Source organism: Pseudomonas sp. AC532 (assembly GCF_979258965.1).
In genome coordinates this window covers 2,263,949-2,286,640 of the sequence record NZ_OZ409888.1, presented here as the reverse complement: position 1 = coordinate 2,286,640, position 22,692 = coordinate 2,263,949, and the positions used below count along the sequence as shown (strand labels likewise).

The window sequence follows — 22,692 nt, the reverse complement described above, 5'->3', positions numbered from 1 at the left end:
TATCCGCTTTACCACAGCACTCGGAGCCAACATAAAAATGTCGAAGCTATTCTCCCTTTCCGCGCTGACCCTTGGGCTGGTCTGTGCTGCACAGGTTCATGCCGCGGACCTCACCGTCGTCAACTTCGGGGGCGCCAACAAGGACGCCCAGGTCAAGGCTTACTATCAGCCGTGGGAAGCAGCGGGCAACGGCAAGATCATCGCTGGCGAATACAACGGTGAAATGGCCAAGGTCAAAGCCATGGTCGACACCAACAGCGTCTCGTGGGACCTGGTCGAGGTGGAATCGCCCGAGCTGGCTCGCGGTTGCGACGAAGACCTGTTCGAAGAAATCGATTACTCGGTGGTCGGCGACAAGAACGCCCTGGTGCCAGGTGCTGCGTCGATGTGTGGCGTCGGCTTCTTCGTCTGGTCGACCGTCATGGCCTACAACGCCGACAAACTGACCACCGCGCCGACCAGTTGGGCGGATTTCTGGGACGTGAAGAAATTCCCCGGCAAGCGCGGCCTGCGCAAAGGCGCCAAATACACCCTCGAGTTCGCCCTGATGGCCGACGGCGTTGCGCCGAAAGACGTCTACAAGGTGCTGGCGAGCAAGGACGGACAGGAGCGCGCGTTCAAGAAACTCGACGAACTCAAGCCGTACATCCAGTGGTGGGAAGCCGGCGCTCAGCCGCCGCAGTATCTCGCTTCCGGTGACGTGGTCATGAGCTCGGCCTACAACGGCCGCATCGCCGCTACCCAGAAAGAAGGCAGCAGCCTGAAAGTGGTCTGGGACGGTGGCATCTACGACTTCGACGCCTGGGCCATCCCGAAGGGCGCGAAGAACAAGGACGAAGCCCTGAAATTCATTGCCTTCACCCTGCAGGCCGAGCACCAGAAGACCTACTCGGAAAACATTGCCTACGGCCCGGTCAACCCGAAAGCCGTCGATCTGCTGGACGCCAAGGTCGCTGCCGACCTGCCGACCGCCCCGCAGAACATTGCCAACCAGGTGGCCATGGACGTGACCTTCTGGGCTGACTTCGGTGAAGTGCTGGAGCAGCGGTTCAACTCCTGGGCTGCCAAGTAACGCCTGAGCAAGTCGTCGTTACACGAGCAAGGTTGTGAGGAGCGCCTGCGTGCAGGCGCTCTGGCTTCACCCCCGAATTCCTTATTCGCTTCACCGGAGTTAGCCCCATGGCCCTAGCAGTGCCCCATGCCGAGGTCGCCGGCCCCTCGCTCAAGCAGCGTCTGGCGCGCGCCGAGCGGATGAACCGCCTCAAGTCGCAGGCGCTGATCCTGCCGCTGGTGCTGTTTCTCGTCTTCACCTTCCTGGTGCCGATCGTGGCGCTGCTCAATCGCAGCGTGGATAACCCGGACGTGATCGGCTCGATGCCGCGAACCGTCACCGCCATCGAGTCGTGGGATGGCCGGGGCCTGCCGGCGGAGCCGGTGTACCAGGCGCTGGCGCTGGACCTGGCAGAGGCCCGTGAACAGCAGAAGCTGGGCGATCTGTCCAAGCGCCTGAACATGGAACTGGCGGGTTACCGCAGCCTGCTGGCCAAGACGGGACGTGCACTGCCGTTCGAAGCCGAGCCGGCATCCTACAAGGACGCCCTGGAATCCTTCGACGAACGCTGGGGTGACCCCGCCTACTGGCAGGTGATCCGTCGCAACACCAGTTCCTGGACGTCCTATTACCTGCTGGCTTCGCTCGACCATCGCGTCGACGACACCGGCGCCGTGGTCAAGACCACCCCGGACCAGGCCATTTACCTGGACATCTTCGCCCGCACCTTCTGGATGGGCGCGGTGATCACCGCCATCTGCCTGGCACTGGCCTATCCGTTGGCCTACCTGCTGGCCAATCTGCCGACTCGCCAGGGCAACCTGCTGATGATCATGGTACTGCTGCCGTTCTGGACGTCGATCCTGGTGCGTGTCGCCGCCTGGATCGTGCTGTTGCAGTCGGGCGGCCTGATCAACTCGGCGCTGATCAAGCTGGGACTGATCGACCAACCGCTGGAACTGGTGTTCAACCGCGCCGGCGTGTACATCTCCATGGTGCACATCATGCTGCCGTTCATGATCCTGCCGATCTACAGCGTGATGAAGGGCATCTCGCCGAGCTACATGCGTGCGGCGATTTCCCTCGGCTGTCACCCGTTCGCCAGCTTCTGGCGAGTGTATTTCCCGCAGACCCTGGCCGGTGTCGGTGCCGGTTGCCTGCTGGTGTTCATCCTGTCCATCGGCTACTACATCACGCCGGCGCTGCTCGGCAGCCCGAGCGACCAGATGGTCAGCTACTTCGTTGCCTTCTACACCAACACCACCATCAACTGGGGCATGGCCACCGCGCTGGGCGGCTTGCTGCTGGTCGCCACGCTGCTGCTCTACGTGGTGTACAGCTGGCTGGTGGGCGCTGGTCGCCTGCGTCTGGGTTAGCAGGCGATTGAAAACGTTAACGAAGTAGCGGCAACGCAGGTGGTTTTTCAACGACCTGCTTATGGAATGGAGATTGAGAAATGCTGAGCCCGTATATGTCTCCCATCGAGCGCGCCTGGTACTACGGCCTGCGCCTGCTCTGCGGCCTGGTGCTGCTGTTTCTGGTGCTGCCGATCCTGGTGATCGTGCCGCTGTCGTTCAACTCCGGCACCTTCCTGATCTACCCCATGCAGGGCTTCTCGATGCGCTGGTACGAGGACTTCTTTGGCTCGGCCGGCTGGATGCGCGCGCTGAAGAACAGCATGATCATCGCCCCGGCGGCGACCGTGCTGGCCATGGTGCTCGGTACCCTGGCGGCCATCGGCCTGACCCGCTCGGAATTCCGCGGCAAGGCACTGGTGATGAGCCTGCTGATCTCGCCGATGGTGGTGCCCGTGGTGATCGTCGGCGTTGCCAGCTACCTGTTCTTCGCGCCGCTGGGCCTGGCCAACGGCTACCTGTCGCTGATCGTGGTGCACGCGGTGCTGGGCGTGCCGTTCGTGATCATCACCGTGTCCGCCACGCTGCAGGGCTTCAACTACAATCTGGTGCGCGCCGCTGCGAGCCTCGGCGCCTCGCCGATCACCGCCTTTCGCAGGGTAACCCTGCCGCTGATCGCGCCCGGAGTGATCAGCGGTGCGCTGTTCGCCTTCGCCACCTCGTTCGATGAAGTGGTGGTGACCCTGTTTCTCGCCGGCCCCGAGCAGGTCACCCTGCCTCGGCAGATGTTCAGTGGCATTCGCGAGAACCTCAGCCCAACCATCGCTGCCGCCGCGACCCTGCTGATCGGCTTCTCGATCCTGCTGCTGCTGACGCTGGAATGGCTGCGCGGGCGTAGCGAGAAGCTGCGCACCGAGGTCGAATAAGGTTATACGGGCGCTGCCATAACCGCCGTAGCCTCTAGGGTCTGTTGACGTTTCTCGCAGCAACGCGGCTCGCGCTGAAACGTCAACAGACCCTCGGTTGCGGCGGTTTTTTTATGGCCGGGGATCGAGCGGAGTAAACTTGCGCGCTCTCCCGCGTTTCCCGGAAAGCCCCATGGATTTCGACGACCCCAGTTTTCGCGAGCTGCTCGATGCGCTGCACGACGGCGTCTACATCACCGATGCCGATGGCATTACCCTCAAGGTCAACAGCGCCTATGAGCGGCTCACCGGGCTGCGCAGTGAGGATGTGGTTGGTCAGCACATGCAGGCGCTGGTCGAACAGGGCGTAATTTCCCAGTCGGTGTCGCTGCGCGTGCTCAAGGAGGGCAGGGCGCTGTCGCTGATGCAGAGCGTCAGCCAGGGCAAGCGCCTGTTGGTCAGCGGTACGCCGATTTTCACCACCGAGGGCCGGGTGCGTTACGTGGTCAGCACCGTGCGCGACATGACCGAATTGCTGCGCATGAAGCACGAGCGCGACGAGCTGCAACAGCTCAAGCAGCTGCGCAACAGCACCGCGAAGCTGCATGCCGGCCAGCGTGACGATCTGCTCGACGCATCGCCGGTCGCCAGCCTGCCGGTCTCGGGCCGGGTGTTCGCCCAGGCCCGCCAGGTCGCGGCCAGCGATGTGAAAGTCCTGCTGCAGGGCGAAACCGGTGTGGGTAAAACGCTGATCGCCCAGTACATCCACAAAAGCAGTCCGCGGGCCGCGCAGCCGTTCCTGGCGCTGAACTGCGGTGCGCTGCCGGAGAACCTCATCGAGGCTGAGCTGTTCGGCTACGTGCCAGGCGCGTTCACGGGCGCCGGCAGCAAGGGTAAGCGCGGGTTGCTGGAGCTGGCGAACCACGGCACGGTGTTTCTCGACGAGATCGGCGACCTGCCGCTGGCGCTGCAGGTGAAGCTGCTCAAGGTCATCGAGGAAAGCCGCTTCATTGCAGTCGGCGGCCTGGAGCTGAAGGAAGTGGACGTACGCATCATCACCGCCACCCACCATGACCTGCGCGCCATGGTGGCTGAAGGGCGCTTCCGCGCCGACCTCTATTATCGGCTCAATGTGGTACCGATCCACATTCCCGCCTTGCGCGAGCGGCGCGAGGAAATTCAGCCGTTGCTCGACTTCTATCTGGCTGAATTCAATCAGCGCTACGGGCGCGAGCTCGAGTGGGGGCTCGAGGCCCTGGATGCGCTGACCGACTATTGCTGGCCGGGCAACATCCGCGAGCTGATCAATCTGGTCGAGCGCCTGGTGGTCACCTGCAGCGGCGCAGTCGTGGAGCTGTTCGACCTGCCCGAAGAGATGCGTAGCCGTGCGCGAGACGCCGATGACGACAGCCTGCTGCCGTTGCGCAAGCAGGTCGAACAGCTCGAGCGGCGCCTGATCCGCAAGGCCCTGGTGCAGCACAAGACCACCCGTGAAGCAGCCCGTGTGCTCGGTCTGAGCCAGGCCACCCTGGTGCAGAAGATGAAGCGCTGGGAGCAAGGCTGATTGGAAAATGGATCAAGCGATGGCTTTTTGATCCATTTGCTGATCGCTGCGATGCTCCGATAGCCTGTGGCAAATCGACGCAACCCGTCTACGGCGAGGGTTTCGTCAGGCTGGCACAGGAATCGCTATGACAGGCCCGAACCCGTCCAGTTAGACACCATAAAAAGGGCCTGATGATGAGTGTTGCTGCCTTCAAAATCGCCAATAAGCTGTTGACCGGCCAAGGTGCCGTCGAGCAACTAGCGAACGAACTGCCCCGCCTGAACATGCACAACCCGCTGATCGTCACCGATGCGATCCTGATCAAGTCCGGTACCGTCGAACACGTGCTCAAGCAGTTGGGCGAGCGGCCCTACGGCATCTTCGATGGCGTCGAGCCGGAACCGGAAATCGCCATCGTCGAGGCGTGCGCCAAGGCGTATCGGGCTGGCGGCCACGATGGCCTGATCGGCGTCGGCGGCGGTAGCGCCATCGACATCGCCAAGGCGGTAGCTGGTTACGTCGGTCATGACGGCGCGCTGGAAGAGCTGTTCGGCGTCGATCAGGTCAAACGCAAAGGCCCTCCGCTGATCGCCATCCCAACCACGGCCGGTACCGGTTCGGAAGTGACCAACGTGTCCATTCTGTCCGACAAGAAGGCGCAGCTGAAAAAGGGCATCGTCAGCGACTACCTGTTGCCCGACGTCGCCCTGGTCAGCCCGCTGATGACCCTGACCTGCCCGCGCAGCGTGACAGCCGCCAGTGGTGTCGATGCCCTGGTGCACGCCGTGGAGTCGTACCTGTCGGTGAATGCTTCGCCGATCACCGACGCCCTGGCCATCGGTGCGATCAAGCTGATCGCCAAGGCGCTGCCCAAGGCCTATGCCAATCCGGCAGACCTTGCCGCGCGCGAAGACATGGCCACCGCCAGCCTGATGGCCGGCATGGCCTTCGGCAACGCGGGCGTGGGTGCGGTGCATGCGCTGGCCTATCCATTGGGCGGGCGTTTCAACATCGCTCACGGCATCAGCAATGCCTTGCTGCTGCCCTACGTGATGGCCTGGAACAAGTTGGCGTGCGTCGAGCGCATGGCCGAGATTGCCACCGCCATGGGCGTGCAGACACATGGGCTGAGTGACAAGGCCGCTGCCGATCTTGCGGTCGGGGCCATGGCCGAGCTGTGTGCCAGCGTCGACATTCCCAAGGGCATGCGCAGTTTTGGCGTGCCGGAAGAGGCGATTCCGACAATGGCCGAAGAGGCCAGCAAGATTGATCGCCTCATGCGCAACAATCCGCGCCGCCTGACGGCCGGCGACATCGAGCAGATCTACCGCGCTGCCTACTGATTCAGCAACACGCGATGAAGCGCCCCGGTGTTCCGCCGGGGCGCGCTGGTTTACGACCAATACTAATAACTCCAGGTAATCCACATGTCCGAACTCCAACAACAAGGCCCGGAAGCGCCGTATACCGCACTTGGCCCGTTCAAGCTTCGCCTGCCGTTCATTCACTACCGTTTCGAGATTTCCGACTACATGCAGGGCTTGCTCATGTGTGCAGTGGACCTGGCGGCCATCCCGTTGATGACCGAATTTCTTGGCATGCCGTTCGAGGTGGCGCTGGCGGTGGTCATGCTCAATGGCCTGCTGTACCTCACTCACCATCTGCTGGGCGATCCGGTGGTGCCGGGGTGGATTACCCCGGCGATTCCCCTGTTGATGGCCTACTGCAGCCAGTTTCCGGAGGGCCCGGAGCGGGTGCATGCGCTAATCGCCTTCCAGTTGATGCTGGGAGTATTTTCCATCGGCCTGGGCATGACCGGCATGGCGCGCAAGGTGGTGTCGCTGGTGCCGTCAGCACTCAAGGCCGGGATCATCATGGGGGCCGGGCTCAGCGCGGTGGTCACCGTGTTCAAGGAAGGCGGTCGTTTCGATAGCTTCCCCTGGACCATCTCGATTGCCATTGGCATTGCGTTCTACCTGGTGTTCTCCATCCACTTCCAGGAGCTGAAGAAGCGCAACCGCTTCTGGTGGAACTTCGCCAAGCTGGGCATCTTTCCGATCATTCTGCTGGCGGTGATCGTCGCTCCCCTTTTCGGTGAAGCGGCCTGGCCGAGCATCGAGTGGGGCTTCAGCCGGCCGGATTTCGTCACCCTGTGGAACGAGTACACGGTATTCGGCCTGGGTATGCCGCCGTTGATGATGTTCGTAACGGCCATTCCCACGGTATTTGCAGCCTACCTGGTGGTATTCGGTGATGTGTTGGGCGCCAAGGCCATTCTCTCCGAGGCGGATGACGTTCGCCGCGACGAGAAAGTCGATTTCGACCCCAATCGCTCCCACCTGATCTTTGGCGGGCGCAATGCCTTCATGAGTTTCTTCGGCCCCGATGTCGCCATGTGCGGGCCGCAGTGGTCGGCCATGCAGGTGGTGATTACCGAGCGCTTCAAGGGTGGCCCGAAGGCGATGAAGTCCATCTACGGCGGCGTCGGCTCGTTCCGCTGGGGCACCAATACCGGCCTGCTGCTATTGCCGGTGGTGACCTTTGTGCAGCCCATTCTCGGCGTGGCCCTGGCACTTACCCTGCTGATCCAGGGCTACGTGAGCGTGCGCCTGGGCATCATGGAAGCACGCAGCCAGCGTGATCTGGGCATCGCCGGGGTGATCGGCGCCGTGCTGGCGATCAAGGGCGCCGGCTGGGCGTTCGCCATCGGTCTTGGTCTGTGCCTGTTGATCTACGGCACCCGCTTCTTCCGCGGCGAGAACGACCAGACCTTCAGTAAAGACCTGCCGACCGAGCCGGCTGCTAAAGACTAGAGACCAGCGCCGGGAGCCGAGCGCCCCGGCTACAGGAGTGACCATGCATCTCAACGATCCCGATCTGCTGCGCCATCAGGCGTACATGAACGGCCAGTGGTGCGACGCCGTCGACGGCGCGACCACGGAAATCTTCAACCCGGCCAGTGGCGATTCCCTCGGCCGCGTGCCGAACCTGGGCGCCGAGCAGACCCGCGCCGCCATCAAGACCGCCCGCCTTGCCCAGCCAGCGTGGCGGGCACTGACGGCCAAGGAACGCGCTGCGCGCCTGCGCAAATGGTTCGAGCTGATGGTGGCCAATGGCGAAGACCTGGCGCAGATCATGACCGCCGAGCAGGGCAAGCCACTGACCGAAGCGCGGGGCGAAGTGCTCTACGCCGCCTCGTTCATCGAGTGGTTCGCCGAGGAGGCCAAGCGCGTCTACGGTGACACCATTCCCGGCCATCAGGCAGACAAACGCCTGATCGTGACCAAGGAACCGGTCGGTGTGACGGCGGCGATCACGCCCTGGAATTTTCCGGCCGCGATGATTACCCGCAAGGTGGCGCCGGCCCTGGCTGCCGGTTGCGCGATGGTGCTCAAGCCTGCGCCGCAAACGCCTTTCAGCGCCTTGGCGCTGGCTGTGCTGGCCGAGCGGGCGGGCATTCCTGCCGGGCTGTTCAGTGTGTTGCCAGCCGACACCGAGCGCTCCCGTGAGGTAGGCTTTGAGCTGTGCGCCAACCCCACCGTGCGCAAGCTGTCGTTCACCGGCTCTACGGGTGTCGGCATCAAATTGATGGAGCAGTGCGCGCCCACCCTGAAGAAGCTGTCCCTGGAGTTGGGCGGCAACGCGCCGTTCATCGTGTTCGAAGATGCCGACCTGGATGCGGCCGTGGAAGGCGCCATGGTGTCCAAGTACCGCAATGCCGGGCAAACCTGTGTATGCGCCAACCGGCTTTACGTGCACGACGCGGTGTACGACGCCTTCGCCGAGAAGCTGGCCGCGGCGGTGGCCACGTTGAAGGTGGGGCACGGTGACGAGGCGGGCGTAACCAACGGTCCGCTGATCGATGGCAATGCGGTGGCCAAGGTGCAGGCGCACCTGGCCGACGCGTTGAGCAAAGGCGCAAAAGTACTGCAGGGCGGCAAGGCCCATGCGCTGGGCGGCAACTTCTTCGAACCGACCGTACTGACCGGCGTGACCACCGAGATGTGCGTGGCCCGCGAGGAAACCTTCGGCCCGCTGGCGCCGCTGTTCCGCTTCAGTGACGAAGCCGACGTGATACGCCAGGCCAACGACACCGAGTTTGGTCTGGCCTGTTACTTCTATACCCGCGATCTGGGCCGTACCTTCCGGGTAGCCGAGGCGCTGGAGTACGGCATGGTCGGTATCAATACCGGGCTGATCTCCAACGAAGTGGCGCCGTTCGGCGGCATGAAGGCCTCCGGGCTGGGCCGCGAGGGCTCCAGGTACGGCCTCGATGAGTACCTGGAAATCAAGTACCTCTGCCTGGGTATCTGAGCGGCTCTTTCGAGGCGTTGATAGAAAAGCCAGCTTGGATCGAGCGCGCTGACAATCCGGCAACGCCCCTGGGTATCGCTTCGCTCAACCACAGGCTACGGGCATAGGTTCATGTGGAGGCCATCGTTGCATGGCGCGCCCCGCCGAAGAACGCCAATCACGGCTGCGCTAGCAGGTAGGGTGGATCGGGGCGTAGCTGACGCTCTTTTCATCCACCCTCGTGGGTGGCGCGCGGTGGACGGGTAACGCGCCGTCCACCCTACGACTCGGATCGCGCCCCGCAGGATCTGGCTTGCCAGCATGTAGCCCGGGTCGAGCGCAGCGACACCCGGGAATGCGCTCCTGGGTATCGCTGCGCTCAACCACAGGCTACGAGCGGTGCAGGCTCGAGCCGAGTGCCTGTCGATCAACGGCGTGCCAGTCGTTACAATGCGCGCCACCGTGACCCATGCCCCCCAAGAGGTGCGCCATGCAACCCTTCGCCATCGCCCCGTCGATCCTTTCCGCCAACTTCGCCCGCCTGGGTGAGGAAGTGGATAACGTGCTCGCTGCCGGCGCCGATATCGTTCACTTCGATGTGATGGACAACCACTACGTGCCCAACTTGACCATCGGCCCGATGGTCTGCACGGCGCTGCGCAAGCACGGCGTCACCGCGCCCATCGACGTGCACCTGATGGTCAGCCCGGTGGATCGCATCATCGGCGACTTCCTCGAAGCCGGCGCCAGCTACATCACCTTCCACCCCGAAGCTACCTTGCACATCGACCGCTCCCTGCAGTTGATCAAGGATGGCGGCGCCAAGTGCGGCCTGGTGTTCAACCCGGCGACTTCGCTGGAGTCGCTGAAGTACGTGATGGACAAGGTCGACATGATCCTGCTGATGAGCGTCAACCCCGGTTTCGGTGGCCAGAAGTTCATCCCCGGCACCCTCGACAAGCTGCGCGAAGCGCGCGCGTTGATCGACGCCAGCGGCCGCGACATCCGCCTGGAAATCGACGGTGGCGTGAGCGCCAAGAACATCCGCGAGATCGCCGAGGCGGGCGCCGATACCTTCGTCGCCGGCTCGGCGATCTTCAACCAGCCGGACTACAAAACCGTGATCGACGCCATGCGCGCCGAGCTGGCCCTGGTGCGTGGATGAAAGCGCTACGCGCGTTGTGCGCCGGTGAGCTGCCGCGCCTGGTGATGTTCGACCTGGACGGCACGCTGGTCGATTCGGTGCCGGATCTGGCCACCGCAGTCGACCGCATGCTGGCCGAGTTGGGGCGTGAGCCGGCCGGCGTTGAGCGCGTGCGTAAGTGGGTCGGTAACGGAGCCCGCGTGCTGGTGCGCCGCGCCCTTGCCGGTGGCCTGGATCATTCGGCCGTTGACGAGGCACAAACGGAGCAGGCGTTGGCGCGCTTTCTCGATATCTACGCCGATTGCCATGAGTTGATCGCGCCCTATCCGGGTGTTCACGAACTGCTGGAGGCGCTGAGCACCGCTGCCGTCGAGCTGGCCGTGGTGACCAACAAGCCGGAGCGTTTCGTCGCGCCGTTGCTGGAGCAGGTCGGTCTGGGCGGTTATTTTCGCTGGATCATCGGTGGCGACACCCTGCCACAGCAAAAGCCTGACCCCGCAGCGCTGCTGCTGGTCATGCGCCTGGCTGGGGTCAGCAATGTGCAGTCGGTGTTCGTGGGCGATTCGCGCAGCGATGTGCTCGCAGCCCGTGCGGCCGGCGTGCCCTGCGTGGCCGTGAGCTATGGCTACAACCATGGCCGTCCGGTGGCCGAGGAAGAACCGCAACTGGTCGTCGACAGCTTTGCCGAGCTTCTCTGAAGAGGCGTCAGCGGCATGTGGTTGCCTGAACCGAGCGGCTAAGCTACCTTGGCCGCTCGTTATTTCCCCTCTTCGAGATGCTCCCGTGGCGGTCACCTGCAAACTCTGGATGAAGGTCATCAAGGCCCTGGCCCGTTGGCGTTGGCGCGCCTGACATTCTTCTGCCGCACCAGGCGGCCCGTTCGCAACTGACCGATTTTCCAAGCCACGAGGCTGATCATGACCCATGAAGAATTCCTGCGTTTAGCCGCTGAAGGCTACAACCGCATTCCGCTTGCCTGCGAAACCATCGCTGACTTCGACACGCCGCTGTCGATCTACCTGAAGCTGGCCGACGCGCCCAATTCCTACCTGCTCGAATCGGTACAGGGCGGCGAGAAGTGGGGCCGTTACTCGATCATCGGCCTGCCGGCGCGCACCGTGCTGCGGGTGCAAGGCCATGATGTGGTGATCACCACCGATGGCATCGAGATCGAGCGCCACGAGTGCGTTGACCCGCTGGCTTTCGTCGAGCAATTCAAGGCTCGCTACCGGGTGCCGACCATTGCCGGCCTGCCGCGTTTCAATGGCGGGCTGGTCGGTTACTTCGCCTACGACAGCGTGCGTTACGTGGAGCCGAGGCTGGCTGCAGGGGTCAACCCGGATACCCTGAACACCCCGGATATCCTCCTCAACGTGTCCGACGCCGTGGTGGTGTTCGACAACCTGGCGGGCAAGATGCACGCCATCGTCCTGGCTGACCCGGCCGAAGCCGACGCCTTCGCCCGTGGACAGCAACAGTTGCAGGACATCCTGCACAAGCTGCGTCAGCCGTTCACCCCGCGCCTGGGCGTGGACCTGAACAAGGCCGCAGGCGCAGAGCCTGCGTTCCGCTCCAGCTTCAGCCGCGAGGACTACGAGCGCTCGGTCAAGGCCATCAAGGACTACATCCTCGCCGGTGATTGCATGCAGGTGGTGATTTCCCAGCGCATGTCGATCCCCTTCAAGGCCGCGCCCATCGACCTGTACCGCGCGCTGCGCTGCATCAATCCGACGCCATACATGTACTTCTTCAACTTTGGCGACTTCCACGTGGTGGGCTCGTCACCGGAGGTGCTGGTGCGCGTCGAGGACAACCTGGTCACCGTGCGCCCCATCGCCGGCACCCGGCCGCGCGGCACTACCGAAGAGGCCGACCTGGCGCTGGAAGAAGACCTGCTTGGCGATGCCAAGGAGGTCGCCGAGCACCTGATGCTGATCGACCTGGGTCGCAACGACACCGGCCGTGTCTCGGAGATTGGCTCGGTGAAATTGACCGAGAAGATGGTCATCGAACGTTATTCCAACGTCATGCACATCGTCTCCAACGTCACTGGCGAGCTGAAGAAGGGCCTGACCTCGATGGACGCCCTGCGCGCCATCCTGCCCGCCGGTACCCTGTCTGGCGCACCGAAGATCCGCGCGATGGAGATCATCGACGAGCTGGAACCGGTCAAGCGCGGTGTCTACGGCGGCGCGGTCGGTTACTACGCCTGGAACGGCAACATGGATACCGCCATCGCCATCCGCACCGCGGTGATCAAGGACGGCGAGCTGCACGTGCAGGCTGGCGCCGGTATCGTCGCCGACTCGGTGCCGGCCCTTGAATGGGAAGAAACGCTGAACAAGCGTCGCGCCATGTTCAAGGCCGTAGCGCTGGCGGAGCAGGGTTCGCACTGAGTAGATGCCGATAAAAACGGGTGGCCCAGGCCGCCCGTTTTTATGGGTCGCGAAAAATGTTCCCGGGTGTCGCTGCGCTCGACCCAAGCTACGAAAAAGCCCGGGTAGCCTGGCGTTGAGCGCAGCGATACCCAGGGCCGATCTCAGCTTTCCAGTTGTAGGGTGGACGGCGCTTTATCCGTCCACCATCAGTTCGGCAAAGAGGGGTGGATGAGAAGAGCGTCATCCACCCCTCTTTGGCTGGCGGAGCAGGGTTCGCATTGAGTAGATGCCAATAAAAAACGGGTGGCCCAGGCCACCCGTTTTTATGGGTCGCGAAAAATGTTCCCGGGTGTCGCTGCGCTCGACCCAGGCTACGAAAAAGCCCGGGTAGCCTGGCGTTGAGCGCAGCGATACCCAGGGTCGGCCTCAGCCCTCCAGCTTGGCCAGCGCCGCTCCCGCATCCAGATAAGCCCCGGCCTGTTCACGGATACGCAAGGTGCCGTCCGCTGGAGCGCTGACCTGAGTCTCCATCTTCATCGCCTCCATCACCGCAATCACCTCGCCGGCTTTGACCTGGGTGCCGTCTTCGACCAGCCAGGCGTGCAGGTTGCCGGAGATCGGCGCACTTACCAGGCCTTCTTCGACTGCAGGCACTGCGGCTTGTGGCGTCGCCTGCGCGTTGCTGCCCAGCGGGGCCAGCCCTTGCAACAGCGCGCTGGGAAGGCCCAGTTCGTGGCGCTTGCCGTCGATCTCGATAAAGGTGCGCAGCACCGCCTCGCCGGCCACTGGCAGGCTGCGCGGCGCGAGGGTGATCTGCTCGGCGAAGTCGGTCTCGATCCAGCGCGTGTGCACACCGAATCGCTCGGGACCGGTGAAATCACGGTGATCCATCACCGCCCGGTGGAAGGGCAGCACCGAGGCGATGCCGTCGATCTGAAACTCGGCCAGAGCGCGGCGTGCGCGAGAGATGGCCTGCTCGCGGGTGGCGCCGGTGACGATCAGCTTGGCCATCAGCGAATCGAAGGTGCCGGGTACCCTGGAGCCGCTTTCCACACCACTGTCCAGGCGCACGCCGGGACCGGACGGTGGGCGGAACGCCTCGATTTTCCCCGGTGTGGGCAGAAAACCCTTGCCGGCATCTTCGGCGTTGATGCGAAATTCGAAACTGTGGCCTCGCGGTGTGGGTGTTTCGCTGAATGACAGTGGCAGGCCGTCGGCAATGCGCAGTTGCTCGATCACCAGGTCGACGCCAGCGGTTTCCTCGGTCACCGGGTGTTCGACCTGCAGGCGGGTGTTCACCTCCAGGAACGACAGGGTACCGTCGGCGCTGAGCAGGTATTCCACCGTGCCGGCGCCCACATAGCCGGCCCTGGTGCAGATGTCATGGGCGGACTGGTGGATGCGCTGGCGCTGCTCGTCGCTGATGAAAGGTGCGGGTGCTTCTTCCACCAGTTTCTGATTGCGCCGCTGCAGCGAGCAATCGCGTGTACCGACCACCACCACGGTACCGTGGGTATCGGCGATCACCTGCGCCTCGATGTGCCGAGGGCGGTCGAGGAACTGCTCGACGAAGCACTCACCACGGCCGAAGGCGGCTTCGGCTTCACGCACTGCCGAGGCGTACAGTTCAGCCACCTCGTCCATCCGCCAGGCGACCTTCATGCCACGCCCGCCACCCCCGAAGGCGGCCTTGATGGCGATCGGCAAGCCATGCTGCTCGGCGAACGCCAGCACCTCGGCGGCGCTCTGTACCGGGCCGGGAGTACCGGCCACCAGGGGCGCACCTACCTGCTGGGCGAGCTTGCGGGCCTGGACCTTGTCACCGAGCACGTCGATGGTCTCCGGGTTCGGGCCGATCCAGATGAGGCCGGCGCTTTGCACGGCGCGGGCGAATTCGGCGCGCTCGGAGAGAAATCCGTAGCCAGGGTGCACGGCGTCGGCGCCAGCGCGTTTGGCGATGGCCAGCAGCTTGTCGATGTTCAGGTAGGTGTCGGCCGGGCGTTCGCCGTCCAGCGCATAGGCTTCGTCAGCCTGGCTAACGTGCAGGGCTTCGATGTCGGCGTTGGCATACACAGCCACCGAAGCCACGCCATGGTCGCGGCAGGCACGGGCGATGCGCACGGCGATTTCACCACGGTTGGCGATCAGGACTTTTTTCATGGGGTCGGTTTCCCGTCGGCAGATACAAGGGAGGCGCCAGGCTTGAGCTCGGTGAATGCCTCGATGGGGTTGAAGCGAATCTGGGCATTGATCGGGATCTGCCCGGCCAGGTCCAGGTGATGGCTGGCCACGGCGGCGATCACCGGGTAGCCCCCGGTGAGCGGGTGGTCGGCGAGAAACAGCACCGGTTGGCCGCTGGCCGGCACCTGGATGGCGCCAAGCGAGGTGCCTTCGCTGGGCAACTCGTGGTGATTGCAGCGCTCCAGCGGCACCTCGCCCTGCAGGCGAATGCCGACCCGGTTGGATTGCGGGGTGACGTGCCACAGCTGGTTGCTCAGGTTGTCGATGGCGGCCTGGGTGAACCAGTCGCTGCGCGGGCCCATCACCACATCCAGGGTGATCACGTCCCGCGCTGTGGGCAGTTCGAAGGCCGGACCTTCAGCTGTCGAAACGCTGGTACCGGCCCCGATTGCTTCGAAACCCAACCGGTCTCCGGCCTTGAGTGGCGGTGGGCCGACCTGGGCAAGGCTGTCGTAGGACAGGCTGCCCAGCACCGCCGCCACCTGAAAGCCACCGCGAATCGCCAGGTAGCTGCGCAGCCCGGCCTGTGGTGCGCCCAGGCTGACGCGGTCGCCGTCGTCCAGTTCGATCGGTTGGTAGTTGCTCGGCTGCCAGCGCAAGCCGCTGGCAGTGGTCACGGTGACCGGGGTTTGCGCGCCGGTAACGGCGATGATGGTGCGGCCATGGCAAACGAAACTCAGGCCGCCGAGCACCACTTCCAGGCAGGCGCTGGCCGATGGGTTGCCCACCGCGCGATTGGCGGCGCGCAGTGCACCGCGGTCCAGCGCGCCGGACATCGACACGCCCTGATCGGTATGGCCGGCGCGGCCGAGGTCCTGCAGCGCGCTTTGCAGGCCTGGCGTGAGGATCTCCAGGTGGTTGCCACGGGGCGGTTCGCTGGCAGCAGGCTGCTGGTGCGCGGGCAGCCCGCCGGCTGGCAGTGGCCCGGCATCCATGAAGCGCACCTTGTAGCCGGGGCGCAGCAGGGCCGGCTCCGGGCGGGCCAAGTCCCACATCTGTAGCGGTGTGACGCCGATGATCTGCCAGCCGCCGGGGCTGGCCTTGGGGTAGATGCCGCTGAAATCTCCGGCCAGGGCCACTGCGCCCGCCGGAATGCGCGTGCGTGGGGTTTGCCGGCGCGGCACTTGAAATCCTGCGCCACCGGTGAGGTAGCCGAAGCCCGGCGCGAAGCCGCAGAAGGCCACCTCGTAATCGGCGCTGGTATGCCGGCGCACCACGTCGTCACGGCTGATACCGAGCAGTGTGGCGACCTCGTCGAGGTCCTCGCCGTTGTAATGCACAGGGATTTCCACGCGGCGGCTGTCTCGCGTGCTGCGCTGGCTCAGGTCGCGGCGGGCGAGGCCATCGATCAGCGCCTGCCGGTCGAGAGAGCTGGGCCGGTACTGGATCAGCAGGGTGCGCGCCGCCGGGACGATGTCGTCGACGCCGGCGATGGGCTCGGCTTGCAGCGAGTCGAACAGCGCCAAGGTCTCGTCCAGGTCGGCCAGTTCGACCAGCAGCGCATCCAGGTTGACGGGGAGAAAACGCACGGTGTTGTCCTATACGTGATACGTGCTGTCAGGCACGTCGGTGATGAACATATAGCCCGGCGAGTGGGTAATTGCGAAGGGCACGCCAGAAGCCATGACGGCGGCCTGGGGCGTTACGCCGCAGGCCCAGAACACCGGGATCTCGCCAGGCTCGATACGCACGGCGTCGCCGAAATCCGGCTTGTGGAGGTCGGCGATACCCAGGCGCTGCGGCTCGCCGATGTGCACCGGTGCGCCGTGTACCGAAGGGTAGCGCCCGGAAATACCGGCCGCTTCGGCGACCCGGTCCGCCGGGATCGGGCGCATCGATACCACCATCTCGCCATGCAGGCGGCCCGCTGGTCGGCAGGCACGGTTGGTGCGGTACATCGGCACGTTGCAGCCGTCAGCGATATGCCGCACTTCGATGCCGGCTTCCTGCAGGCCCGTCTCGAAGGTGAAGCTGCAGCCGATCAGAAAGGCCACCAGGTCCGGGTGCTCGGCCCAGGCCTGGGTCGCATCGCTGACTTCATCGGCGAGCTTGCCGTCACGCCATATGCGGTACAGCGGGATGTCGGTGCGCAGGTCGGCACCTTCAGCCAACACGGTGTGCGGGCTGCCGGCATCGCTGACGTCCAGCACCGGGCAGGCTTTGGGATTGCGCTGGGCGTAGAGCAGAAAATCATAGGCCCAGTCGCGGGGCAGGGCGATCAGGTTGGCCTGGGTCATACCCGGGGCGACGCCGGCCGATGGCGCGACGCGGCCGTTACGGTATTCGGCACGGGCTTCTCGGGCGGCGGCAATAGCCGCCTGCTGGGCGCGTTGGAGGGCATTCATTGGGAGGCTCCGGCAAAGGGTTGCAGGGATACGCCGGATTGCTCCAGCACGTGGCGTACTTCGCGGGCCATCTGCACGGCGCCAGGGCTGTCGCCGTGCACGCAGATGGAATCGGCTTCGATGCGCGTCAGGCTGCCGTCGATGGCTTCGACCGTGCCGCTTTCCACCAGGCGCAGCATGCGCCGGGCGACCTGTTCGGCGTCATGCAGCACGGCGCCCGCTTCGCGGCGCGACACCAGCGTGCCCTGTGGCGTGTAAGCGCGGTCGGCGAAGGCTTCGGCGATGCAGGTGAGGCCTTCGCTGCGGGCCAGCTCGATCAGTGGCGAGCCGGCCAGGGCGACCAGCACCAGGCTGGGGTCGATGGCACGAAGTGCCTCGATCACCGCCAGGGCCTGGCGTTTGTCGTGGGCGATGGTGTTGTACAGCGCGCCATGGGGCTTCACGTAACGTACCCGGGTGCCGGCTGCGTGGGCCAGTGCCTGCAGCGCGCCGATCTGGTAGATCACGTCGGCAGTCAGCTCATCGCTGGCGAGGTCCATGTTGCGGCGGCCGAAGCCGACCAGGTCCGGGTAGGCGACATGGGCACCGATGGTCACGCCTTTCGCCACGGCGGCTTTTAGCGTGCGCAGCATGCCCGCCGGGTCGCCGGCGTGAAAGCCGCAGGCAACGTTGGCACTGGTCACGATGTCGAGCATCGCGTCGTCGTCGCCCATGTGCCACTGCCCAAAGCTTTCGCCCAGGTCGCTGTTGAGGTCGATGCTTGGCATGTCAGGTCTCCTTGAGTCAGGCCACGTTGAGGAAGGCGAAGATCGGGCCGACCGATTTTGCAGCCATGTACCAAGTCAGAAGACAGGTGATGGCACCGAGCACCAGCAGCCAGCGCGGATAATGGTAGCCGTCCATCATGTCGGATCGGCGCCAGCCCACGTACACGAAAATGCTCAGGCCGATCGGCAGGATCAGGCCGTTGAAGCCTCCGGCGAACAACAACAGTGCGCCGGGTGCGGTACCCAGTGCCAGGTAGATGCTCAGCGAGACGGCGATGAAGGCCACGGTGGCACGGTTACGACCCCGCTCGCTGATGGCTGGCACGAAGGCAGTGATAAAGGACATGGAGGTGTATGCGGCGCCGATCACGCTGGTAATGGCAGCGGCCCAGAGCACCAGGCCGAAGGTCCGCAGGCCCAGTTCACCCGCCGCGGCCTGGAACGCCTGAGCCGCCGGGTTGGCACCCTTGCCTGAGGTGTCGATGACCACGCCACTGGTGGCAACGCCGAGAATCGCCAGGAACAGCACGTAACGCATCAACCCGGTTATCGCAATGCCACTGAGTGCGGCGCGCGTGACTTCTCTCACGTGTTCCTGGCCGACCAGGCCCCGATCCAGCAGGCGGTGCGCGCCGGCATAGGTGATGTAGCCGCCGACCGTGCCACCGACGATGGTGGTGATGGTGGCGAAGTTGATGGTGTCCGGCCAAACGGTCTGACGCAGTGCTTCACCCAGGGGCGGGTTGGACGCGAAGGCGACGAACAGTGTCAGCAGGATCATCAGCACGCCGAGTACCACGATCAGGCGGTCGATGGCGACGCCGGCGCGCTTGGACAGGAAAATGCCGATGGCCACCAGCGCGCTGAGTGCGCCGCCCCATTTCGCATCCAGCCCCATCAGCGCGTTGAGGCCCAGCCCGGAACCGGCGATGTTACCGACGTTGAATACCAGCCCGCCGAAGATCACCAGTACCGCCAACAGGTAGCCGCTGCCGGGAATCGCCGCGTTGGCGATGTCCGACGCACGCATGCGTGTCAGGCTGACGATGCGCCAGACGTTCAACTGCACCACGAAATCGATCAGGATCGAGGCGAGGATGCCGAAGGCAAAAGCGGCACCCATGGTGGCGGTGAAGGTAGCCGTCTGGGTGATGAAGCCTGGGCCGATGGCCGAGGTTGCCATCAGGAAGATGGCGCCTATCAGGGAAGATCGTCGTGAGCGGGCGAATTCGCCGGGTGTCTGGGCCTGCATGGGAAGCTCCTGGGGGCGGGGTAACGTGTGCAGGGTATAAGGCAATCGGCATGCCATTTTGCATTGAGTGCTAGTGGAATGTTGATTTTAGACGCTTTTATTGTTGAACAATCAAATTGCGATTGATGATCTATGTGCGCCATTTTGTTACTTCGGTACCCAGGGGTGTTCCTATATGGTGCGCGAGGTGACAACGCCGCCTCTTGCTTGAAACGCGTCGCTCGGAGACCATCGACTCCTTCGGCGCGCCTGCAAGATGTGGCGCCTGCACTGCCTGGTGGATCGGTAATGAACAACGACGTGTCTGATAATCCACGAACGCTTGGCGAAACCGTGACTGCGGAAATCCGTCGCAAGCTGGTCGACGGTGAACTGGTTCCGGGGCAGCGGCTGTCCGAGGCGGCGCTCAGTGAAAGCCTGGCCATCTCTCGCAATACCCTGCGCGAGGCGTTTCGCGTGCTGACCCAGGAAGGGTTGCTCAAGCACGAGCCCAACCGCGGCGTATTCGTGTCGGTACCCGATATGGCCTCGATCATCGAGATCTACCGGGCGCGGCGGTTCGTCGAGTGCCAGGCGCTGGCCCAGGCCTATCCCAAGCACCCGGGGGTCAAGCGCATGCGCGAGGCCGTCGCGGCCGGCAAGCGCAGCGCCGAGGTGGCCGACTGGGGGGCGGTTGGCACGGCCAACATGGCTTTTCACGCCGCCATCGTCGAACTCGCCGACAGCCAGCGGCTGAATACCTTCTACGGCCACCTGTCCGCTGAATTGCGCCTGGTGTTCGGCCTGCTCAACGACGCCGAATTCCTGCATTCGCCGTACATCGACATGAACGCGGCGATTCTCGAGCGCCTGGAGGCCGGGCGTCCGGACGAGGCGGCCAAGGCGCTGGATACCTATCTGGTGCAGTCCGAGCGCACCATCCTGGCGGCCTATGCGCGGCGCGGTGCCTGAGGCTCAATCGAGCGCATAGGCACCTTGCGTCTCTGCGCACAACGCGCCGGCGCCGTTGGCGGCGGTCGCGCAGCTGTCGATATAGCTCGCCAGGTGATGCAACTCGATGAACTTTGGCGCTTTCGCGCTGCTGTCCAGGGTGGTCACCGGCAGGTTCAGGCGCCCGGAGGCTATGGCGCGGATGAAGTTGTCGGGGCTCAGGTGGCGGAAATACACGGTGCGCACCCGATCGATGGGCACCAGCACGTCACCGTGGGTGCGAAACAATAGCTCCAGCGTCTGGAGCGGCAGCGGCTGCTCAGGCTGAGTGTTCATGGCATGGGCTCGTCAGGGTTGATTACGCTCGATCTGGTTGAGGGTGGTGATCATTCTTCGGCAAAGCGCGACGACTTGAGGATGCCGCCGACCAGGTGAATCTTGCTGACTTCGGCCTGGGGTATGTGCAGCGGTGGGTGGTTCTGATTGACGCTGTCGAAACGGTACATGCCGTCTCGCAGGTAGATGTACTCCTTGATCATCGCCTGGCCATCCAGGGTGCGAACCATCACCTCGTCGCCCGCATGGAAGGGCTTGTTCGGCTCGATCAGCACGTATTCACCGTTCTTGATGCGCGGGTGCATGCTGTCGCCGGTGACCCGCAGGCCATAGGCGTTAGGGTCATCACTGTGAATGCGCAGGTAACCATCACCATGGCCGACGGGAAAGTCGATCTCCTCGAAGTAGCCATGGGTGCCCAGTTGCGCATGCCCCACCACCGGCACCGCGCCGCCGCGGGCGTGGCCCACATCCAGGGTATCCGTCGCGGCCGGCAGCGCCTCGCTACCGGCCAGCTCGGCGATGCTGACGCCGAGTGCCGGAGCCAGTAGCAGCAGATCCGCGAGGCTCGGTTCGCGCAGGTCGCTTTCGTAATTGCCGATGCGTGATTGCGATGACCAGCCACAGGCTTCGGCAAGCGCTTGCTGGCTGAGGCCTGCGCTTTTGCGCAGGTGCTTGATGCGTTGGCCAAGGGTTTCCATGGGGCGCTCCGTTTAATCACGTTATGAAATATTTATAGCCCAGATTCTGGCTGGAATAAAACACGTTTCGTGATTATCTTTTCATCAGGCGATCACCGGTAGGCGACGCCTTGGATGGAGGTGTGGCACGCCAACCGATATTTGGCTGCCACTTATCGTTTCGCCGCTTGAGGCGGCAGGAGGGCATCATGATTCCTTATATTGACGAAGTGCTGCAGCGCTGGGCCGACAGTCGTGGCAACAGCCACCTCGATTCTGCCTTGGGCGGCAACGTGATTGCCGCGCTGATGGCATCACAGGGCGTGCTGACACGTGGCGCACGCGGCAGTCGAGTGCTGCTCGACAGAGCCGCGGAGATCGAGTGGATCGTCAGCAAGCACCTGGCGCCGGAGCAGCGCCAGGTGGTCATCGAACACTATTGTGGGCAGGCCGAATCACCGCAGCAGAAATGGGCGGCCTGCGGCTGCAGTCGTTCGCAGTTCTACCGTCGCTTGGGCCAGGCTCACAAGACCATCCAGCGCCAGTTGCTGGCGCACGCCGCCTGAGCGCGCGCTTGCGATTCGCGGCCGCCTGCCGGTAGGTACCTGCCACGCTGGGCGGCGTATTCATTCGTCCCTTCTCCCTCTTTCTTCACGGCCACCACGTGCCTCGAGGCCGCGTTGGGGCGCGGCTGTGGGCGCTTGACGGCGGCGTCGCTGCGTCTCGACCCTGAACGTTTCCGCTGTTTTTCAGCGCGTTTCCGCTGATGGTTGGCGGTGCCTTGTGAGGCCGGGAATCGGGGGATATAAATTCATCAACGTCAGAGAGGTGGGCGAGCAAGCCGCCAGCCTCGCGACTGTCATCAATGCTGATTGCGCGCTCCAAAGGCGCGCTGCAACAACCGACCTCTCTCTCACAAAGCCCCGCCAGCGTGCGGGGCTTTGTCGTTCCGGGCGGCGGCGTAACCTCAATTTTCGTCGCGGTCACGGGGCTGCGGGGAGGACAACAAGAATGGATGAATTCAGCAGCACCGCGCTGCTAAGCATGTTTCACCTCAGCGCGCTGATCGCCTCGATCGACGGCGAAGCAGCCCTGGGGGCGTTATGTGGCGCGTTGGTGTATTTCACCACCACGCAGCAGTTGCCCATGTGGAATCGGCTGGCGTTCTTCCTGACGTCGGCGGTAATGGGCTACCTGTGCGCACCGGCGATCACCGATGTCGAGGTCCATGGCATCCATCCCTTCGCGTACCCGGGGCCCGCCGGCTTCGCTGGCGCCGGGCTGGTGGTCACGCTGATGCTGACGGCGATCCGCAAGCGTGCAGGCGCGCTGCACGAGAAGGCACCGAAAGGTCGGGAAGAATAAGGCCCGCCCACGTAACCGAGTTACCCGAACCCGTCCAACGGCGCATACGCGCCGAAGGACACACCCTGGCCCGCCACTGTGCGGGCTTTTTCATGTCTGGAGGA

The 22,692-nt window shown here is 64.0% G+C and carries 20 protein-coding genes; 13 read left to right on the top strand and 7 right to left on the bottom strand.

Annotation, left to right across the window (positions count from 1 at the left end):
* Positions 1–37 precede the first annotated feature (37 nt).
* The 10 genes from ACZ0AV_RS10970 (at position 38) to trpE (ending at position 12,690) form a co-directional block, all read left to right on the top strand.
* Positions 38–1,072 carry an ABC transporter substrate-binding protein gene (locus ACZ0AV_RS10970; protein WP_092366692.1) on the top strand — a complete coding sequence of 345 codons (1,035 nt, stop codon included), beginning with the start codon at positions 38–40 and terminating at the stop codon, positions 1,070–1,072.
* 107 nt (positions 1,073–1,179) lie between these two features.
* Positions 1,180–2,427 carry an ABC transporter permease gene (locus tag ACZ0AV_RS10965; RefSeq protein WP_070880070.1) on the top strand — a complete coding sequence of 416 codons (1,248 nt, stop codon included), beginning with the start codon at positions 1,180–1,182 and terminating at the stop codon, positions 2,425–2,427.
* An 80-nt stretch (positions 2,428–2,507) separates the two neighbouring features.
* Positions 2,508–3,332 (top strand): ABC transporter permease, encoded by an 825-nt coding sequence (locus tag ACZ0AV_RS10960; protein ID WP_499151040.1) that lies wholly within the window; start codon positions 2,508–2,510, stop codon positions 3,330–3,332.
* Positions 3,333–3,504: 172 nt separating this feature from the next.
* Positions 3,505–4,875, top strand: coding sequence for a sigma-54 interaction domain-containing protein (locus ACZ0AV_RS10955; protein WP_499151039.1), 1,371 nt, complete (start codon positions 3,505–3,507; stop codon positions 4,873–4,875).
* A gap of 176 nt (positions 4,876–5,051) precedes the next feature.
* Entirely contained in the window at positions 5,052–6,200 is a 1,149-nt protein-coding gene (locus tag ACZ0AV_RS10950; RefSeq protein ID WP_499151038.1) for an iron-containing alcohol dehydrogenase, read from the top strand.
* Positions 6,201–6,284: 84 nt separating this feature from the next.
* Complete coding sequence (locus ACZ0AV_RS10945; protein WP_092366687.1) at positions 6,285–7,670, top strand: hypothetical protein; 1,386 nt, start codon at positions 6,285–6,287, stop codon at positions 7,668–7,670.
* A gap of 43 nt (positions 7,671–7,713) precedes the next feature.
* Positions 7,714–9,171 carry an NADP-dependent succinate-semialdehyde dehydrogenase gene (gabD, locus tag ACZ0AV_RS10940; RefSeq protein ID WP_499151037.1) on the top strand — a complete coding sequence of 486 codons (1,458 nt, stop codon included), beginning with the start codon at positions 7,714–7,716 and terminating at the stop codon, positions 9,169–9,171.
* Positions 9,172–9,640: 469 nt separating this feature from the next.
* Entirely contained in the window at positions 9,641–10,315 is a 675-nt protein-coding gene (gene rpe, locus ACZ0AV_RS10935; RefSeq protein ID WP_499151036.1) for a ribulose-phosphate 3-epimerase, read from the top strand.
* Positions 10,312–10,992 (top strand): phosphoglycolate phosphatase, encoded by a 681-nt coding sequence (locus ACZ0AV_RS10930; protein ID WP_499151035.1) that lies wholly within the window; start codon positions 10,312–10,314, stop codon positions 10,990–10,992. Before rpe ends, ACZ0AV_RS10930 begins: the two co-directional genes overlap by 4 nt.
* Before the next feature lie 219 nt (positions 10,993–11,211).
* Positions 11,212–12,690 (top strand): anthranilate synthase component I, encoded by a 1,479-nt coding sequence (gene trpE / locus ACZ0AV_RS10925; protein ID WP_499151034.1) that lies wholly within the window; start codon positions 11,212–11,214, stop codon positions 12,688–12,690.
* Between the two features lie 408 nt (positions 12,691–13,098).
* On the opposite strand, the gene ACZ0AV_RS10920 is transcribed toward trpE, so the two are convergent.
* The 5 genes from ACZ0AV_RS10920 to ACZ0AV_RS10900 are packed head-to-tail and all read right to left on the bottom strand — an operon-like array spanning position 13,099 to position 19,277.
* Positions 13,099–14,832, bottom strand: a complete 1,734-nt coding sequence (locus ACZ0AV_RS10920; protein ID WP_499151033.1) for an acetyl/propionyl/methylcrotonyl-CoA carboxylase subunit alpha — start codon at positions 14,830–14,832, stop codon at positions 13,099–13,101.
* Positions 14,829–16,442, bottom strand: coding sequence for a 5-oxoprolinase subunit B/C family protein (locus tag ACZ0AV_RS10915; RefSeq protein WP_499151032.1), 1,614 nt, complete (start codon positions 16,440–16,442; stop codon positions 14,829–14,831). The genes ACZ0AV_RS10920 and ACZ0AV_RS10915 overlap by 4 nt, the downstream gene beginning before the upstream one ends.
* A 9-nt stretch (positions 16,443–16,451) precedes the next feature.
* Positions 16,452–17,258, bottom strand: coding sequence for a putative hydro-lyase (locus tag ACZ0AV_RS10910; RefSeq protein ID WP_499151031.1), 807 nt, complete (start codon positions 17,256–17,258; stop codon positions 16,452–16,454).
* The gene (locus ACZ0AV_RS10905) at positions 17,255–18,025 is read right to left on the bottom strand and encodes a LamB/YcsF family protein (protein ID WP_499151030.1); all 771 of its coding nucleotides are present in this window, start codon (positions 18,023–18,025) and stop codon (positions 17,255–17,257) included. Before ACZ0AV_RS10905 ends, ACZ0AV_RS10910 begins: the two co-directional genes overlap by 4 nt.
* Before the next feature lie 16 nt (positions 18,026–18,041).
* On the bottom strand, positions 18,042–19,277 hold the full coding sequence (locus tag ACZ0AV_RS10900) for an NRAMP family divalent metal transporter (protein WP_499151029.1): 1,236 nt from the start codon (positions 19,275–19,277) through the stop codon (positions 18,042–18,044).
* Between the two features lie 288 nt (positions 19,278–19,565).
* On the opposite strand from ACZ0AV_RS10900, the gene ACZ0AV_RS10895 reads away from it, so the two are divergent.
* Positions 19,566–20,228: a GntR family transcriptional regulator gene (locus ACZ0AV_RS10895; RefSeq protein ID WP_499151028.1), complete on the top strand. Its 663-nt coding sequence runs from the start codon at positions 19,566–19,568 to the stop codon at positions 20,226–20,228.
* Positions 20,229–20,231: 3 nt separating this feature from the next.
* On the opposite strand, the gene ACZ0AV_RS10890 is transcribed toward ACZ0AV_RS10895, so the two are convergent.
* Positions 20,232–20,543, bottom strand: a complete 312-nt coding sequence (locus ACZ0AV_RS10890; RefSeq protein WP_499151027.1) for a pyocin activator PrtN family protein — start codon at positions 20,541–20,543, stop codon at positions 20,232–20,234.
* 50 nt (positions 20,544–20,593) lie between these two features.
* Positions 20,594–21,244: an XRE family transcriptional regulator gene (locus ACZ0AV_RS10885; RefSeq protein ID WP_499151026.1), complete on the bottom strand. Its 651-nt coding sequence runs from the start codon at positions 21,242–21,244 to the stop codon at positions 20,594–20,596.
* A 188-nt stretch (positions 21,245–21,432) separates the two neighbouring features.
* On the opposite strand from ACZ0AV_RS10885, the gene ACZ0AV_RS10880 reads away from it, so the two are divergent.
* Positions 21,433–21,789, top strand: coding sequence for a PA0613 family protein (locus ACZ0AV_RS10880; protein WP_499151025.1), 357 nt, complete (start codon positions 21,433–21,435; stop codon positions 21,787–21,789).
* A gap of 445 nt (positions 21,790–22,234) precedes the next feature.
* Positions 22,235–22,588 (top strand): putative holin, encoded by a 354-nt coding sequence (locus ACZ0AV_RS10875; protein WP_499151024.1) that lies wholly within the window; start codon positions 22,235–22,237, stop codon positions 22,586–22,588.
* Positions 22,589–22,692 lie beyond the last annotated feature (104 nt).

Bases quoted from the DNA above. Each gene is read 5' to 3' on its own strand.
- ACZ0AV_RS10970 (WP_092366692.1), top strand. From the start codon at position 38: ATGTCGAAGCTATTCTCCCTTTCCGCGCTGACCCTTGGGCTGGTCTGT.
- ACZ0AV_RS10965 (WP_070880070.1), top strand. From the start codon at position 1,180: ATGGCCCTAGCAGTGCCCCATGCCGAGGTCGCCGGCCCCTCGCTCAAG.
- ACZ0AV_RS10960 (WP_499151040.1), top strand. From the start codon at position 2,508: ATGCTGAGCCCGTATATGTCTCCCATCGAGCGCGCCTGGTACTACGGC.
- ACZ0AV_RS10955 (WP_499151039.1), top strand. From the start codon at position 3,505: ATGGATTTCGACGACCCCAGTTTTCGCGAGCTGCTCGATGCGCTGCAC.
- ACZ0AV_RS10950 (WP_499151038.1), top strand. From the start codon at position 5,052: ATGAGTGTTGCTGCCTTCAAAATCGCCAATAAGCTGTTGACCGGCCAA.
- ACZ0AV_RS10945 (WP_092366687.1), top strand. From the start codon at position 6,285: ATGTCCGAACTCCAACAACAAGGCCCGGAAGCGCCGTATACCGCACTT.
- gabD (WP_499151037.1), top strand. From the start codon at position 7,714: ATGCATCTCAACGATCCCGATCTGCTGCGCCATCAGGCGTACATGAAC.
- rpe (WP_499151036.1), top strand. From the start codon at position 9,641: ATGCAACCCTTCGCCATCGCCCCGTCGATCCTTTCCGCCAACTTCGCC.
- ACZ0AV_RS10930 (WP_499151035.1), top strand. From the start codon at position 10,312: ATGAAAGCGCTACGCGCGTTGTGCGCCGGTGAGCTGCCGCGCCTGGTG.
- trpE (WP_499151034.1), top strand. From the start codon at position 11,212: ATGACCCATGAAGAATTCCTGCGTTTAGCCGCTGAAGGCTACAACCGC.
- ACZ0AV_RS10920 (WP_499151033.1), bottom strand. From the start codon at position 14,832: ATGAAAAAAGTCCTGATCGCCAACCGTGGTGAAATCGCCGTGCGCATC.
- ACZ0AV_RS10910 (WP_499151031.1), bottom strand. From the start codon at position 17,258: ATGAATGCCCTCCAACGCGCCCAGCAGGCGGCTATTGCCGCCGCCCGA.
- ACZ0AV_RS10905 (WP_499151030.1), bottom strand. From the start codon at position 18,025: ATGCCAAGCATCGACCTCAACAGCGACCTGGGCGAAAGCTTTGGGCAG.
- ACZ0AV_RS10900 (WP_499151029.1), bottom strand. From the start codon at position 19,277: ATGCAGGCCCAGACACCCGGCGAATTCGCCCGCTCACGACGATCTTCC.
- ACZ0AV_RS10895 (WP_499151028.1), top strand. From the start codon at position 19,566: ATGAACAACGACGTGTCTGATAATCCACGAACGCTTGGCGAAACCGTG.
- ACZ0AV_RS10890 (WP_499151027.1), bottom strand. From the start codon at position 20,543: ATGAACACTCAGCCTGAGCAGCCGCTGCCGCTCCAGACGCTGGAGCTA.
- ACZ0AV_RS10885 (WP_499151026.1), bottom strand. From the start codon at position 21,244: ATGGAAACCCTTGGCCAACGCATCAAGCACCTGCGCAAAAGCGCAGGC.
- ACZ0AV_RS10880 (WP_499151025.1), top strand. From the start codon at position 21,433: ATGATTCCTTATATTGACGAAGTGCTGCAGCGCTGGGCCGACAGTCGT.
- ACZ0AV_RS10875 (WP_499151024.1), top strand. From the start codon at position 22,235: ATGGATGAATTCAGCAGCACCGCGCTGCTAAGCATGTTTCACCTCAGC.